Below are 16,221 nucleotides of genomic sequence, written 5' to 3'. Positions count from 1 at the left end.
TAACGATATTATGCCCAATGTAACTACTTTAAGTTCATAATAAATAACCTAATATCATTCTTTAATCCATATTACAAAAATAAAGAATGAATTTTAACCCTAAATATAGGATAAAATCCACTCTTAATAAAAGAAGTATAATAATTTTTTAATATGTAATTAGTTTGCAAATCTACACGCTTATTTTTCTTATAGCTTTCGAACTTCTGTGCCTGCACTAAGCTACTAACAGCAGAGATGCATTTTTTTTTTATAAAAATCGTATGTAAACAATACAGTTATAACCAATATACCCGATAAAATCTTTATTACCACAACTTTAAAATCATCCATATTACTTGATAAAATCATTGTATTAAACATCCCATGCATGATAGCCGCTGCAAATATAGACTCTGACTTTTCACGAATATAAGTAATAATTATAGACATAACAAACATTTGTATAAAATTAATAATTGCCCCTTTAATCGGATTATTGGGATACTTATACCATATGCTAACAGGAGTATGCCACACTGCCCATATAAAGCCTATAAGTAATGATGATTTAATCATACCTATATGTTTCAACTCATTAAACAAAAAACCTCTCCACGCTAATTCTTCTATTAATGCTGAAACAGTTGAAATAGACAGACCAATTATTATATTTAATATAAATGTTTTTTTCGAAAAAATTATATTGTTAAACTGGATTATACTAATTACATTGATAACCAATGCCATTAACATAGGTAATAATATTGAAAATAAAAACCAAGAATTAGGTCTAAAAGAAATGCCAAGACAACCTTTTAATTTCTGTTTGAAGATAAATTTTTGCACAATAATAACTGAGATAAAAGGTATAATCATTGGTACTCCTAATAAATCGACAGCAATCGGACTTGATTTTCCTCCAATAACCTGAAGCATTATATAAAATAAAAGTGTAATAATATATGTCGACATTACAAAGTACAATACTTTTTTAGTCCTCCTACTAATTGACAACACCTCCTTTTATGTTTGGCTAGTGTAAACACTATCTTTGTTTTATATATTTAAATCCTGCTATTCTTCACAATAATCTACACTTGCGAAACAACTCTTACGAAGATTATAACATTATTTTACCACGGGCAAAATAGACACGGTCTTTTTCGTACCGTAATCAAATCGGTACATCCACCTTAAGGAGTAACCGCCTCGTTTGCAATGATGTCCCATGCTTATCATAACTCAATTGTATTTATGTTACATTAAGCATATCTAAATTTCAATGAGATAATATAGACTACCTCTTCTATTTTTTTACTTTCAGTGTCGTTTTTAATCAATCTACGTATTATATACTAAATAAAGCTAAGGAGCGATGTTATGCCAACTATAGAAACAAAGTATCATCCTGAAGATTGGTGTGTCGAAAAAGACGATTGTGAAGACCTACGTGATTTTGAAGAAAAACATGATGATATAGTCGACGTTAAAGACCAGTGTGATTTTGAAAAAAAACTTGATGACAATATTGATGATAAAGATCATTGTGACTTCGAAAAAAAACTTAATGACAATATCGATGATAAAGATCATTGTGCTTTCGAAAAAAAACTTAATGACAATATCGATGATAAAGATCATTGTGACTTCGAAAAAAAACTTAATGACAATATCGATGATAAAGATCATTGTGATTCCGAAAAAAAACAATTTCATGTCCATGAGTTTGAAGGTAGCACTACAATAGCTGAATTAGAGGAAACACCTCCTAATCATAGATTTGCTGGAGTATCCAGTCCTGCAATATCTGTTTCAGGTGGACATATTCATAAAGTTAAGTCAAGAACAGATTGTTTTGATCACTTACATTATTTCGAAGCAACTTCTGGCATTCAGATACCTGTTGGTAATGGAAAACATGTTCATTTAGTAAAAATAACTACATCCGTAAATGATTTCCACTCCCATAAATTAATATTTGTTACACTTATAGACTCCCCAATACTCGAAGAGAAAAATAGTATAAATGCTCCTTTTTAGTCACAAAATACTAGAAATATACTACTATGTATTGAGCAATAAAAAGCTTAAATTAAAAATAAGGAGTCTTTATATATGGCAGCACTAACTTTAGATTTTGGAAGCCCTAAAACTGCTTCTGTTCAAGAAATACAGCTTACTGGGAAGATTGGTACTGATTCTCCAACCTATGCAGTAACTATAACTTTGGATGTTCTCGATAATATTACTACTCCGCTTACGCCTACTCATAGATATTTTTATGTAACAAAGGAGTATCTTGCTGGTGCAGACTTCTCGACTACACCCGACGAAGTATATATGGCAATTACCCCCAGACTAACAGCTAATGAGCTTTTATCAACACCAAAGCCAGTGACATTATTAATCTCTGGAGATGGTGGAGCTTTTGAAGGCGCTATGATTCCAATAGCATAATAATAAACACAAACAAAGCCTTGGCAGGCTTTGTTTGTGTTATAAGATAAGGAGTGTAACAAAAGTGGAAAGTATTATAATACCATCAACTAAAAGTCTTACATTAACAAATAAAATTCCTACTGGAAACATAAATAAAGATTATATAACCGTAGGAAATGATGGAGTATATACTTATTCAAGCCTTTTATTTTTTGATATCTCCACAATACCAAATAATGCTGAAATAACCAATGCAGAAATTGTATTATTTAAAACTGATAACTTTTATAAAAATAAAAAAAAATGTATTAATATATATCCGCTTTTTGATTATTTTAGCAATTACACTACCTATAAGAATCCTCCGAAAGTTAACCATCTTATTGAAGGTAGCATATATCCCATAACTTCTAAAATATCAGTTACAACGAATCTCACTAAGATTGTTTCGCTATGGTTCAAGAATTCAAATTCAAACAAGGGTATAATTCTGTGTAAAAAAAATAATGATTTTATCACTAACTTTGGTTCGGCCATGTGTAAGGATAGCAATTTAATTCCATTTATAAAAGTAATTTATTGTATAAAAAACACTATCGTAATACAAGAAAAACATACTAGTTGTAAAGATGAATGTAATCATAATATCGAAAATCATACTTCAATGAAGGTAATATATTATCCTTGTCCCTGCAATTGCAATCCTAATCCTGGAATACCAACAACAAGACAGGTTAAAGTTACCGGAATAGTTGCACCAATGGCAATATACGAAGCAATTGTAAAACTGGTGGTAACTAGAAATGGCACTGGTCATGCTGATAATTATTATATTACTGATGAATACGATAATTCTTCAAGCAATACTCCACTTGCAATAGACAAAATTTATAATATTCCTGTTCTTCCAAAAGCAAATCCAGGAGATACTGAAAATGTAGATTTTTATGGAGCTTATAAAGGAAATTTAGAACTATTTCTGTGAACTACCACCACTTATAGAAGTGGTAGTTCACAAATAATCCATTTCTAGATGATGTCAGCTATTAAACTAACAATTACATATTTACACTATATATGTAGATCGTGTACAGCAATACCTATTTACAACCTTTATTGTCCTTTATTCGTTCCTTTCCCTTTTCAGTATCTGCAGTTTTTCTCTTCATTGTCTTTATATTATCAACATGACGGAAATGCATTGCTGACCAATCATCATCAATAGATACTTGAGATACTGGTTCAAATTCATATGGACTAAATATATCCCATGATTTTGTTCTATTAATATTGGTTTATACTTTTTAGAAGCTCCCTTTGGATGTTTTGTGTCGTGACTTAATTGTAACAGGAGATTGCATAGATATTTTTCTCTTTTTTTGTTATATTGAAATTAATGTAATAATTTTCGTTCATTTATAGTATGATAAATATATATAGTTTTTATGTGCATTTAAGTAAATTTCTTACAATATAGTTGATGCAGTAACCCATATTGCTTAGATGTATAGAATAATAGATGGCTAAGTAGGTGTTAGTAGATGTGTAGTTGATCCAACCTTTTGTGCATAGAGCTATGACAAAAATGATTTAACTGAGACATTATAAGTTCATATATCAAGCTATTATTGAAAGGGGATAATTTCATGAACAAAGTTATGGATTTAGATGAAGTAATGGAAAAGGTTCACGATGGAGCGACAATTATGTTTGGTGGCTTTCTAGGGGTGGGTGCACCGCTTAAAGCAATTGACAAATTAGTAGAAAAAGGTGTTAAAGAGTTAACTATAATATCAGTAGTTAACTCTTATCCCGGTCAGGATTTTGACATTGCACGATTGTACAAAAACAAGCAAGTTAAAAAATTAATAACTGCCCATTCTAGCACTTGCCAGCTTGCCTTGGAACAATTTAAAAACGGAGATATTGAAATTGAATACTTTCCAATGGGTAGTCTTGTTGAAAAAATTAGAGCAGCTGGTTCTGGGTTAGGTGGTGTTCTTACCCCTACTGGTGTAGGTACATTAGTTGAATACGGTAAACAAAAACTTATAATAGAGGATAAAATGTATTTAATTGAGTTGCCACTGAAGGCTGATTTTGCATTTATTAAAGGCTATAAAGGCGATAGATTAGGAAATATACAATATCGTGGCTTAGCCATTAATACCAATCCAATTATGGCAATGGGTGCAGACTATACAGTAGCCGAAGTGAATGAAATAGTTGATGTTGGTGGTATTGAACCTGAATGCGTAGGTACACCAAGTGTATTTGTACAAGCCGTTGTACAAGGCCATTCATTTGATGAACATAAACAAGTATATACTAATTTGTGGGTTCGTTCTAATCAATTAAAATAATTGTTTTTTATAAATCAAAGGAGGTAATTAAGTATGGAAGCAAGAGAAATAATTGCTCGGAGGGCAGCTAAGGAACTAAGTAATGATCAAGTAGTGAACTTAGGGTTTGGAATGCCTACAGCAGTTGCCAATTATTTAGCTGAGGGTGTGGAAGTAATATTGCAATCCGAAAACGGTTGCTTAATGTTTGGCCCTACTCCAAAACTAGGCAAGGAAGATCCGGATATTGCAAACTCTGGTGGTCAACCTATTAGCTTACTAGCCGGAGCTGCGGTTTTTGATTTGGCTACATCATTTTGCATTATTCGTGGAGGGCATGTTGACGCCACAGTACTGGGCGCACTTGAAGTAGATGAAGAGGGTAGCATTGCAAACTGGGCTATGCCACTTGCTCCAGGAAAATTTGCACCAGGCATGGGGGGGGCTATGGATTTAGTAAATGGTGCTCGCAAAGTTATTGCTACATTGAAACATTCTAGTAAGAGTGGATCTAAGATACTAAAAAAATGCCTTCTTCCAATTACAGGTAAAGGTGTAGTCGATGTTATCGTTACTGAAAAAGCAGTATTTGAGGTAACGCCTACTGGACTGGTACTTACTGAAATATTTGAAGGCCTAAATGTTGAGGACATTCGTAGTATTACAGAAGCTGATTTTACAGTTTCTGATAAGGTAGCTGTATATCAGTTGTAGATGTTTGTTTTCAAAATTGTTTATATACTAGAATTAAATCATCTTCTGCGAAACTGCTCATCTTCTAAAACAAAACTCCCACTTTTATAAGTAGGAGTTTTGTTTTATTAAAAAATACTTGGGTATTTTCATATTTAAATTTAATTGTGATTTATATTATTCTCATGAATTTTATCTTAATGGCTTAAACCCTTTTAATCGTAAAGCATTTGTTAATACTGAAACTGAACTTAAGCTCATTGCAAGTGCTGCAATAATAGGATTTAGAAGCGGACCTCCAAATAAATGCAGTGCTCCCATCGCAACTGGGATTCCTAATGCATTATAACCAAAAGCCCAGAATAAATTTTCCTTTATATTTGTTATAGTTTTCTTACTTAACTGTAGCGCTGTAGGTACATCCATTAAATCACTTCTCATAAGTACTATATCTGCGGATTCCATTGCAACGTCTGTTCCAGAACCTATAGCTATACCAATATCAGCCTGTGCAAGTGCAGGAGCATCGTTTATTCCATCTCCAACCATAGCAACCTTTTTACCTTCTGATTGAAGTTTTTTAACTTCATTTGCTTTATCCTCTGGCAGAACTTCTGCGTATATTCTATCAATACCAACTTGCTTTCCAATAGCTGCTGCAGTCCTTTTATTATCACCAGTTATCATGGCAACTTCTATTCCCATACTATGGAGTCTCTCTATAGCTTTTTTACTATTTTCTTTAACAGTGTCAGCAACTGCAATTATTCCACTTAACTTATTTTCTATGGCAATATACATTGGAGTCTTACCTTCTTCAGCTAGTTTGTTTGAAACATCTTCTAATTTTTCTAAAGAAATTTCACTTTCTATCATAAGTTTTCTATTTCCTAATATTATTTTATTACCATCTATACTAACTTCTATTCCATAACCAGGTATAGCTTTAAAGCTTTCTACTTTTTTAAATTCTAATGATTTTTCTTCTGCGTCTTTAACTATAGCCTCACCTAGTGGGTGTTCCGATCCTTTTTCAGCAGAGGCTGCTATTTGAAGTAAGAATTCCGCGGAAGCACCCTCCACCGTAACTATATCAGTTACCTTTGGTTTTCCTTGCGTAAGTGTTCCAGTCTTATCAAATACTATAGTTTGAATTTTATGTGCAGTTTCGAGCGCTGTACCACTTTTTATAAGCACTCCATACTCTGCGCCTTTTCCTGTTCCAACCATTATTGCTGTAGGTGTTGCAAGGCCCAGAGCACAAGGGCACGCTATTACAAGCACCGAAATGAATATTGTTAGAGAAAACACTGCCGTTTCTCCAGATAAAAACCAAGCTAATGACGAAACTAGAGCAAGTCCTATAACCACAGGCACAAAGTAACCTGATATAACATCTGCCATTGCAGCTATTGGAGCTTTTGAGCCTTGAGCATTTTCAACTAAGGTTATTATTTGTGATAGTGCCGTATCCTTACCAACTTTAGTTGCTTTATATTTAATAGATCCATTTTTATTTATACTTGCACCAATTATATTATGTCCAATACTTTTTTCAACTGGTATACTCTCACCTGTAAGCATTGACTCATCTACTGATGTAGTTCCGTCTATTACCTCACCATCCACAGGCATTTTCTCGCCAGGCCTCACTACTACTATATCTCCAACTTCTACTTCGTCAATTGGAATCTCTATTTCTTTATTACCGCGAATTATCATTGCAGTTTTTGGGGCAAGACCCATAAGTTTTTTAATTGCCTCAGAGGTTTTTCCTTTAGTTACTGATTCTAAATACTTCCCAAGAGTTATAAGTGTCAAAATTACTCCTGCTGACTCAAAATACATTTCATAATCCATATTTCCCATAATTGTTATTTCAAATACAGCAAATAAACTATATAAAAATGCCGCAGAGGTTCCGATGGATATAAGTGAATCCATATTTGGACTTAATCTAAATAATGATTTGAATCCAACTATAAAATATTTTTTACCTGTATACATTATTGGTAGAACAAGTATCAATTGTAAAATAGCATAAGTCTCCATATGCATCATCGGGTTAATAGCTTCAGGTAATGTAATAATCATAGGTAGCATTGCAACTAGTAACAATGGAACTCCAAATATTGCAGACATTAAAAATCTATTCCATAAAGACTTTATCTCTTTTTCTTTTTTTTCTTTATCAGCGTCTACATTACTTTCATCCTCTAGAGCCTTATATCCTGATTTTTCAATTGCCTTCTTTATATCTACTGTCCTTACTAATGATGGTTCAAAAGAAATAGTTAATTTTTCTGTGGCAAAGTTTACATTTGATTCCACAACTCCATTAATTTTTCTAGTTGTTCTTTCTATATTCTTAGCGCAGGCCGAACAAGTCATTCCTTCTATCTTTAATGTTTTATTAGTTGTTTGCACTACTATTTTGTACCCAGCTTTTTCAACTGCTCTTTGTATATCTAATAATTTAATTTTTGACTCTTCATAATTTATATTTAATTTTTCTGTAGCAAAGTTTACACTTGCATCGTAAACCCCTGGTAATTTTTTCGAAACTCTTTCTATAGTCTTAGCACATGCTGAACAGGTCATTCCTTCAATTTTCAATGATTTTGTTTCCAATTTATATTGCCTCCTATAACTTTATTATTTATCCATAATCTTTGAGAGTAAATCAATTATCTCTTCAATCTTCTCATCCCCATTATCACTAAGTACAGCATCCTTAACACAATGACTTAAATGCTGTTTTAATATTAATAAATTAGCTTTCTTTAAAAGAGATTGAGCTGCAATTATTTGGTTAGATATATCTACACAATATCTTCCGCCCTCTAACATCTTTATAATCCCTTCAATTTGTCCTTTTGAAGTTTTCAACGATTGTAATGCCCTTACTTTTTCTTGATTCATTTAAACATCTCCTTACCCCCCCCATAGGGGGTGCTATCTAGTTGTATTGTACACCATAAATTATATAATATAAACATAATTTATAACTAATTGATCATTAATATCATAATTTTGTTGGCATTTTTAATATTTAAACAGCTCCTTTTCATTTCTATAACCACATAATACCTAATTATTATGTAGATTTTATGAAGAACCCTATTTTAAAAATCTATTTTACATAAGCACATAAAATCTCCACATCTTTTTAGTATAATGTTTATAGTTAAGATTTTTTTCATAGAAAGGAATTTTTATTATTCATATTTTACGTTGAAGCTCAATAACCTATTTGATTTATTAACTCATTTTTTTAATACTAAATTGGAGGTGTTTTACTTTTGAATGACATATCAATATTACTAGCTTTCTCTGCAGGTCTTCTATCATTTTTATCTCCTTGCGTCCTTCCACTGGTTCCTGCATATATAAGCTATTTAACTGGTTCTTCCATAGAAGAATTAAAGGATGGCAAAGCTAAACTTTCTGTTTTATATAAATCCTTTGGATTTGTATTAGGCTTTTCTATTATTTTTATTTTAATGGGAGTTTCTATAACATCCCTTGGTAAATTACTAATTACCCATAAAAATTTGTTTAGAAAAGTAGGAGGAACTCTTATTGTTGTTTTTGGTCTTCATACTATTGGATTATTTAAAATAAAATTGTTTTATCGTGAGAAAAGATTTTTATATTTCGATAAAATCAAGGGTCCTTTTAGCTCAGTGATAATGGGAATGGCTTTTGCCACAGGTTGGACACCTTGCATTGGTCCTATATTATCCTCAATACTCATCTATGCTACAAGTATGAACTCTATAGGTAAAGGGGTTTTACTTTTGATAATGTATTCCCTAGGACTTGCTGTTCCATTTATTTTAACTGCCATGGCCATAGGTAGCTTTATTAAACAATTTAGAAAGTTTTCAATATATCTTCCTATAATCTCTATAATAAGTGGCGTTTTAATGATAATAATGGGGGTTATGATTTTCACAAACAAATTAGCCATATTAAGTCAATATATGAATTTTATTAATTTTTAGTTAAAGGAGATAATTAATATGAAAAAATTACTAATAGTACTTGTAGCTGCTATCATTGTAGGTGTCTCTGTCCATACTTTAAACACCTACAATGCATCAAGTTCTAACTCTAACTTATCTGTGGAAAATACAGACAAAAGTAGTCCCAATCAAAATAATGCTCCTACTAAGCCCATTGGAATAAATCCTAAGGCTTCTAAAACCAAGGCCACGGATTTCAAATTAAAGGATCTAGATGGTAAGGAATTATCTTTAAGTGACTTAAAAGGTAAAAAGGTTTTTCTTAATTTTTGGGCAACTTGGTGTCCACCTTGCAGATCAGAAATGCCTGAAATCGAAAAATTATATCAAGAAACAAAAGATAGCGACTTGGTTATAGTAGCTATAGAAATTGGTGAACCTTTAGATACTGTTAAATCCTTTATTAATAGTAATAATTATAATTTTAAAGTTCTTTCAGACCCTGATCAGATTGTTGCCGCTCAAAATAATATAGCATCAATTCCTACTTCATATTTCATTGATGTAGACGGGAATATCATTTCTAAACACTCTGGTGCTATGAATATTGATCAGATGAAAGAATATATTAAAACTCTAGATAAATAATCTAACTTAACATTAAATCCAGATAAGTAACTTATCTGGATTTAATTATTTTTTAAAACCTATCAGCTATATATCTTTATAAAATCTACACATCTTTTTTATATAATTTAAATAATAAGTTTATATTCATAGAATACAACATTAAATATTATATTAAGAACTTTTAGGAGGTAATAATGTGAGCATTAAAAAGGAAAGAATAAAAGTCTTCGATATGACGTGTACATCATGTGAATCAAAAGTAGAAAGAGCCGTTACAAAATTATATGGTGTGAAAAAAGCTCTAGCAAGCTTTAGTAGTCAATCTGTAACAATAGAATACGATACAGACCTGTGTAATTCTGAAGAAATTAGAACTGCCATAAAAGCAGCTGGTTATAGCATAGAAGGTTCAAATAACCACAAAATAGTAGGTATATTTATAATTGTAGCGACAATTATATTAATCGGAAATTCATCAGGTGGAATTGACATGACCTCTAGACTCAATGGCGCTACATATTTTGTTCTATTCATTGTTGGAGTCCTTACTTCAATACATTGTGTAGGAATGTGTGGTGGAATAATGCTATCCCAAAGTATAAATAAAGATAGCAAAAGTAAATTCGATTCCATCAAACCTGCACTTCTATATAATGCAGGTAGAGTTATGGCATATACAGTAATTGGTGGGATAGTAGGTGCTCTAGGTTCCGTGCTTTCACTCTCTCTATCCGCAAAGGCTGGGCTCCAAATATTTGCCGGTGTCTTTATGATAATAATGGGACTTAATATGAGTGGATATAGCCTATTTAGAAGGTTTAACATAAAGCTTCCGAGGCCTGCTTGCTCAGTTAAGAAGAAACCAAAAACTCCTTTTTTAGTTGGTGTTTTAAATGGACTTATGCCCTGTGGGCCCCTTCAGACAATGCAACTATATGCTTTAGGAACTGGAAGTGCTTTTAATGGAGCCTTATCTATGTTAATATTTTCTCTCGGTACAGGACCTTTAATGTTAACATTTGGCGCATTATCAGGTCTCATTACTAAAGGATATACAAAAACCCTTTTAAAATTTAGTGGAATACTAGTTGTAGTTTTAGGTATTGTAATGGGAAGTAGAGGACTAGCTTTAGCTGGTGTAAATGTGCCTTCTACATCTTCATTAGCTTCTAGTTTATCTGGTAATAACCCATTGGAATCAGCTACCCCAGCTGCTAAGGCAACTATAGAGAATGGAGTTCAGGTAGTTAAGATGACCGCAGACGGTGCAGGTTATACACCGAATGGTTTATATATACAGAAAAATATGCCTGTAAAATGGATAATTGATGGTAAATCATTAAATTCCTGTAACAGCCAAATAATTATTCCATCCTTAAACATTCAGAAAACTTTGAAGCCCGGTGAAAATGTTATTGAATTTACACCAAAGGATAAAGATATAAACTTCAGTTGTGGAATGGGCATGATTAGAGGCGTGTTTAAGGTAGTTGATAATGTTGAAACGGTAGACACTTCAAAACCTGATCCTTCTGTGCCAGCTCCATCCAGTGGAATGCCTGGTTGTAATATGGGTAGCGCACCTGAAAAACCAAGTGTTTATGGTACGGATTTGAGTAAAGTTGAAACCAGTAGATTGATCCAAAAAGCTGTGATTTCAGGAAGCAATCAGGCTCTTTCAATTAAAGGTACAGGATATGAATTTGAACCCTTGATTGTAGTTGCGGCTAAAAATGTTAATACCATTTTAAGCTTTGATTTATTTGGATTTGACAATCCAGATGGAACCTTTGAAATTGCTGCATCAGACACTGGCAACAACATAACTACTTTTAATGGTAAAAAAGGAACTGTTAAAGTAGATACCACCTTTAGTAGAAGCGGTATCTATTCGATTATAAAAGATGGCAGTATTGTAGGTGGCATGATTATTGTAGATGATTTAAAAAATACAGATTTAGAAACGATTAGAAAAGATTATATCGGTGGTTAATTTTTATGATATACATTAACTAATTCATCATTACGGTACTTCTCTTCATCTTATTGTGAAGAACTCTAATACAGTTGTTTTTATACAATTGAAGGATAATATCACGTTAATATAGAATTACAATAATGGTGTATTTTATGAAAATTTATAAATATTAATAAAATATCTCAAGTATTTGCATAATTTGTAATAGGCAGAGGTGCTTTTATGGAAAATTGGATTATATTAAATAAATTAATTTTACTGATTTATGTAAGTGTTCTGCTAGTAAAGGGCAATTTCGATTATCCTTGCAGCAACTATATAGTTATTATATCATTACTTTTTTATGTGATTATTAATGTAAGTAAATCATTGATTTCAAATAATAAATGCAAACTCATATTTTTAAGCATATCAATTCTTGAGCTTTTGATTTGCATTTTTTTTGTCACCCCTATATTTTTTATATTGTTACCATTAAACTTTTTCGAAATATTTATTGGTAAAATAAAACTCATATTTATTTTGTTTGTTTTACTAATATCTATTTTTATTATTAATAAACATTTTATAGTATGCGAATACTCATTCGCTTCCTTGCTTAGTCTCGTAGCATACTATTTTATTTTAATCATTGAAAATAAAATGAAAAAACTTACTATTAAAAATGATGAGCTTAAAGAGAAAAACTATAGATTATTGATGAGCTTAAATAATCAAATGGAATACAAAAATCAAATGATATATACTTCACAGTTGCAAGAGAGAAATAATATTGCTCAGGAAATACATGATAAATTAGGCCATAGTATCTCAGGAAGTTTAATGCAACTAGAGGCTGCGAAACTTATTATGGACAAGGATAGTAATCAAAGCAAATCTATTATTCAAACTACAATAAATGTACTTAGAGATGGAATGGAAAGTATACGATATACTTTGAAGAACATTAAACCTGAAGCAGAACAGTTAGGTATAAACAAAATAAAGCTACTTGTAGATGAGTTTAACAATAAAACTAAAATCAATGCAAATTTATATTACAGCAATAATTTGGATAGGATTTCCTATATTGAATGGAAGGTTATATGCGACAATATAAAAGAAACTTTCACCAATATAATTAAATATTCTGAAGCTAAGAATGTCAAAGTAAATGTGGAAGTGCTTAATACTTTACTTAAAGTAGAAATAAAGGATGATGGCATAGGGTGCATCATCATAAAAAAAGATCTTGGCCTATCAGGAATAGAAGAAAGAACTATGAATTTAAATGGAAAAGTTATTTTAGATGGTTCTAGTGGGTTTTCAGTAATTATTTTACTTCCTATTTAGGAATAATTCAAATTTAGTAAAAGGGTGGTGCCGAATTGCCAATTAAGATTTTGATTGCTGATGATGATTCACTTATTCGAGAAGGTCTAAAAATAATAATTGGTTTAGACGAAGAATTTATTGTGATGGCTTGTGTAGAAAATGGATTCGATGCAATAGAATATTGTTTAAACAACTCCGTAGATGTTGCACTTTTGGATATAAGAATGCCAGTATTAAATGGCGTGGAGGCCATAAAGGAAATCTCTATAAAGACTTCAACAAAATGCCTCATTCTGACTACCTTTGATGAAGACGAATATATAAATGCAGCGATTCGTTATGGAGCAAAGGGATATATTCTTAAAAATAATACTCCAGATAAGATTAAAGCTGCAATAAAGGTAGTATACAGTGGGAATATGGTTATGCAGGAAGGTATAATTGATAAAGTGTTAAAAGGAATAGATAGTGATAATAATAGTAAATTAAATAGGGATTTGTTTACTGGGAGAGAGATAGAGATAATGCAGGCAATAGCTGATGGATTATCAAATAGAAAGATTTCGGCAAGATTGTTTATATCAGAGGGTACTGTGAAAAACTACATTACTTCAATTTTAAGTAAAACAGGCCTCGAACATAGAACACAGATTGCTATTTATTATTTAAAAGGTGGTAATAAATAGAATGTGACCTTTGTCATGTTGTAAAAGTGACTTTCTGCACTCACAGTAGAAGTCTTTTTTTTATATAATAAAAGCATAGAAATTACTAAAAACAAAAAAGTTTTAGGGGGTATTATTTTGGATATTGTTAAAATAAAAGGATTAACTAAAAAATTTGGAGACTTTACTGCAGTTGATAATATAGATTTTTCCATTAAAGAGGGAGAAATTTATGGCTTACTTGGGCCTAATGGAGCAGGTAAGAGTACCATTATAAATATGATTTGTGGGTTAATTACAACGACAAAAGGTTCTATTGAAATACTTGGAAAAGATAATCAGAAAAATTCGAATAATGCAAAGAGAAACATTGGTGTAGTTCCTCAAGACATAGCAGTATACGAAGATTTAACTTGCCTCGAAAACGTAAAGTTTTTTGCAAGTCTTTACGGTCTTAAAGGGGAAGAATTAAAAAAGAAAGCCTTCGATGCTCTAGAATTTGTTGGTCTTAGTGATAAAGCTAAGAGTATGCCAGCTAGTTTTTCTGGAGGAATGAAAAGAAGATTAAATATAGCATGCGCAATTGCCCATACCCCTAAGCTTTTAATAATGGATGAACCTACAGTAGGTATCGATCCACAATCAAGAAATCATATACTTGACTCTGTGAAGAAATTAAATGAAAGAGGATGTACCATTATTTATACAACCCATTACATGGAAGAAGTAGAAGCAATCTCAACGATGATAAGTATTATTGATCATGGGAAGGTTATTGTAACAGGTACCAAGGAAGAACTCAAAGCTATTGTTACAGATAAAAATACTGTTGAGGTTACGGTTATCGATGGTACGGTAATTAATGAAGAACAATTAAAGGAACTAAAGGGAGTTACGAATGTCCTCATTAATGAAAACAAAGTTAAAATTGACAGTTTAAAGGAAATTAACAATTTAGATAAGATAATTTTATATTTCACGGATAATGGAATTCCAATTAAAAATATTGAGAACAAAGTACCAGATCTTGAAACTGTATTTTTAACACTTACCGGTAGAAAATTAAGGGATTAGAGGTGAAAAAATGAACATTATTTCTATAATTATAAAGGAAGTAAAACATACTTTCCGAGATAGAAAATCAATGGCAATGATGATATTATTTCCAATAGCGCTAATAGTTGTGATTAGTGCAGCATTTAAATCAGAGTTTACTAACACTATTGATATTGGTACACCTAAAGTTTTATATAGCATTGAAGCTACAGGTGTTGTTTCGGATAATTTTAAAACTAGTTTTATTGAAAAAGGTAAAGATTTTAAAATAGAATTTACAAAAACTAAGGATATGGATTCTGCTAAGAAAAAATTAATTTCTAAAGAGTACGATGCAATCATAGAAATGAAAAGTAATAATAAGATAGAATTTTACAAGAGCAATGTAGAAAGCCTTAAGGCTGGTGTGGTTGAAACTATTCTATCTACCTATGTACAAGAATTTAATGTAATTGTAGATATTAGCAAAGTAAATCCACATATAATAAATAGTTTGCTAAGTGATAGCAATGACAACTATTCTACAATTAATTCTCTTAATAAAGCAATCCAGCCCTCCTCTTTAGATTATTATACAATTGCAGAAATAGCTCTAATAATTATGTATTCAGGAATGACAGGTCTCTTTGGAATTGCAAGTGAGAAAAATTTAAAAACTAGAGATAGGATTTTGATAAGTCCTGTTAAAAAATATGAGTTTCTTATTGGAAAAACAATAGGTGGAGTTATAGGTACAATTATTCAGATTGCTATTGTTATTTTGTTTAGTAAATATGTGCTTCATGCAAATTGGGGGAATGATATTTTTACTGTATTACTAATATTTACATCTCAAATAATCATGGCAATAAGCATAGGTGTTGGGCTAGGATTTATTTTCAAAAATGAAAATGTGGCAAATGGAGTTTTAAATTTTATAATACCGGTAATGGTATTCCTTGGAGGAAGTTATATGCCTGTAGATGGTTTTGGAAGCAAAACTTTTCAATCAATAACCTATTTATCACCTGTAAGATGGGTTAATAGATCTATATTTGACGTGGTTTATAATAATAATTACAGCAAGGTTTCCACAGCAATTTTGATTAATATAGGCGTAGCTGTAATATTTCTTGCTATATCTTCCTTGTTGTTTAGAAAGGAGAATGCATAAT

The 16,221-nt window shown here is 31.4% G+C and carries 15 protein-coding genes; 12 read left to right on the top strand and 3 right to left on the bottom strand.

Going from position 1 to position 16,221, the window contains the following annotated elements:
• Window positions 1-225 precede the first annotated feature (225 nt).
• Complete coding sequence (locus tag ACWJJT_RS16275) at window positions 226-966, bottom strand: CPBP family intramembrane glutamic endopeptidase (protein ID WP_462955436.1); 741 nt, start codon at window positions 964-966, stop codon at window positions 226-228.
• A 687-nt stretch (window positions 967-1,653) separates the two neighbouring features.
• Here ACWJJT_RS16275 and ACWJJT_RS16270 point away from each other — a divergent pair.
• The 5 genes from ACWJJT_RS16270 (at window position 1,654) to ACWJJT_RS16250 (ending at window position 5,477) form a co-directional block, all read left to right on the top strand.
• The gene (locus tag ACWJJT_RS16270) at window positions 1,654-2,022 is read left to right on the top strand and encodes a YmaF family protein (protein WP_462956803.1); all 369 of its coding nucleotides are present in this window, start codon (window positions 1,654-1,656) and stop codon (window positions 2,020-2,022) included.
• A gap of 75 nt (window positions 2,023-2,097) precedes the next feature.
• Window positions 2,098-2,439, top strand: a complete 342-nt coding sequence (locus tag ACWJJT_RS16265) for a hypothetical protein (RefSeq protein WP_216301670.1) — start codon at window positions 2,098-2,100, stop codon at window positions 2,437-2,439.
• Window positions 2,440-2,503: 64 nt separating this feature from the next.
• Window positions 2,504-3,406, top strand: a complete 903-nt coding sequence (locus ACWJJT_RS16260; RefSeq protein ID WP_462955435.1) for a DNRLRE domain-containing protein — start codon at window positions 2,504-2,506, stop codon at window positions 3,404-3,406.
• Between the two features lie 661 nt (window positions 3,407-4,067).
• Window positions 4,068-4,784, top strand: a complete 717-nt coding sequence (locus tag ACWJJT_RS16255) for a CoA transferase subunit A (RefSeq protein WP_462953696.1) — start codon at window positions 4,068-4,070, stop codon at window positions 4,782-4,784.
• 33 nt (window positions 4,785-4,817) lie between these two features.
• Entirely contained in the window at window positions 4,818-5,477 is a 660-nt protein-coding gene (locus ACWJJT_RS16250) for a 3-oxoacid CoA-transferase subunit B (RefSeq protein WP_462953695.1), read from the top strand.
• A 171-nt stretch (window positions 5,478-5,648) separates the two neighbouring features.
• On the opposite strand, the gene ACWJJT_RS16245 is transcribed toward ACWJJT_RS16250, so the two are convergent.
• A complete protein-coding gene (locus tag ACWJJT_RS16245) occupies window positions 5,649-8,087 on the bottom strand; it encodes a heavy metal translocating P-type ATPase (protein ID WP_462955434.1) in 2,439 nt (812 codons plus the stop codon).
• A 24-nt stretch (window positions 8,088-8,111) separates the two neighbouring features.
• Entirely contained in the window at window positions 8,112-8,378 is a 267-nt protein-coding gene (locus ACWJJT_RS16240; protein WP_165414088.1) for a metal-sensing transcriptional repressor, read from the bottom strand.
• Between the two features lie 380 nt (window positions 8,379-8,758).
• Between ACWJJT_RS16240 and ACWJJT_RS16235 the strand changes: the two genes are divergently transcribed.
• From ACWJJT_RS16235 to ACWJJT_RS16205, 7 genes are all read left to right on the top strand, one after another.
• The gene (locus ACWJJT_RS16235) at window positions 8,759-9,463 is read left to right on the top strand and encodes a cytochrome c biogenesis CcdA family protein (RefSeq protein ID WP_462955433.1); all 705 of its coding nucleotides are present in this window, start codon (window positions 8,759-8,761) and stop codon (window positions 9,461-9,463) included.
• 18 nt (window positions 9,464-9,481) lie between these two features.
• Window positions 9,482-10,072 carry a TlpA family protein disulfide reductase gene (locus tag ACWJJT_RS16230; RefSeq protein WP_462955432.1) on the top strand — a complete coding sequence of 197 codons (591 nt, stop codon included), beginning with the start codon at window positions 9,482-9,484 and terminating at the stop codon, window positions 10,070-10,072.
• Window positions 10,073-10,250: 178 nt separating this feature from the next.
• Complete coding sequence (locus ACWJJT_RS16225; RefSeq protein ID WP_462955431.1) at window positions 10,251-12,047, top strand: urease accessory protein UreH domain-containing protein; 1,797 nt, start codon at window positions 10,251-10,253, stop codon at window positions 12,045-12,047.
• A gap of 207 nt (window positions 12,048-12,254) precedes the next feature.
• Window positions 12,255-13,364, top strand: a complete 1,110-nt coding sequence (locus ACWJJT_RS16220) for a sensor histidine kinase (protein WP_462955430.1) — start codon at window positions 12,255-12,257, stop codon at window positions 13,362-13,364.
• A gap of 35 nt (window positions 13,365-13,399) precedes the next feature.
• Window positions 13,400-14,032, top strand: coding sequence for a response regulator transcription factor (locus ACWJJT_RS16215; RefSeq protein WP_462955429.1), 633 nt, complete (start codon window positions 13,400-13,402; stop codon window positions 14,030-14,032).
• A 117-nt stretch (window positions 14,033-14,149) separates the two neighbouring features.
• Window positions 14,150-15,085 carry an ABC transporter ATP-binding protein gene (locus ACWJJT_RS16210; RefSeq protein WP_462955428.1) on the top strand — a complete coding sequence of 312 codons (936 nt, stop codon included), beginning with the start codon at window positions 14,150-14,152 and terminating at the stop codon, window positions 15,083-15,085.
• Between the two features lie 10 nt (window positions 15,086-15,095).
• Window positions 15,096-16,220: an ABC transporter permease gene (locus tag ACWJJT_RS16205; protein WP_462955427.1), complete on the top strand. Its 1,125-nt coding sequence runs from the start codon at window positions 15,096-15,098 to the stop codon at window positions 16,218-16,220.
• Window position 16,221 lies beyond the last annotated feature (1 nt).

Source organism: Clostridium sp. CM041, assembly GCF_055081035.1.
Note: the sequence above shows the minus strand (reverse complement) of the source record. Positions and strands in the feature narration are given on the sequence as shown.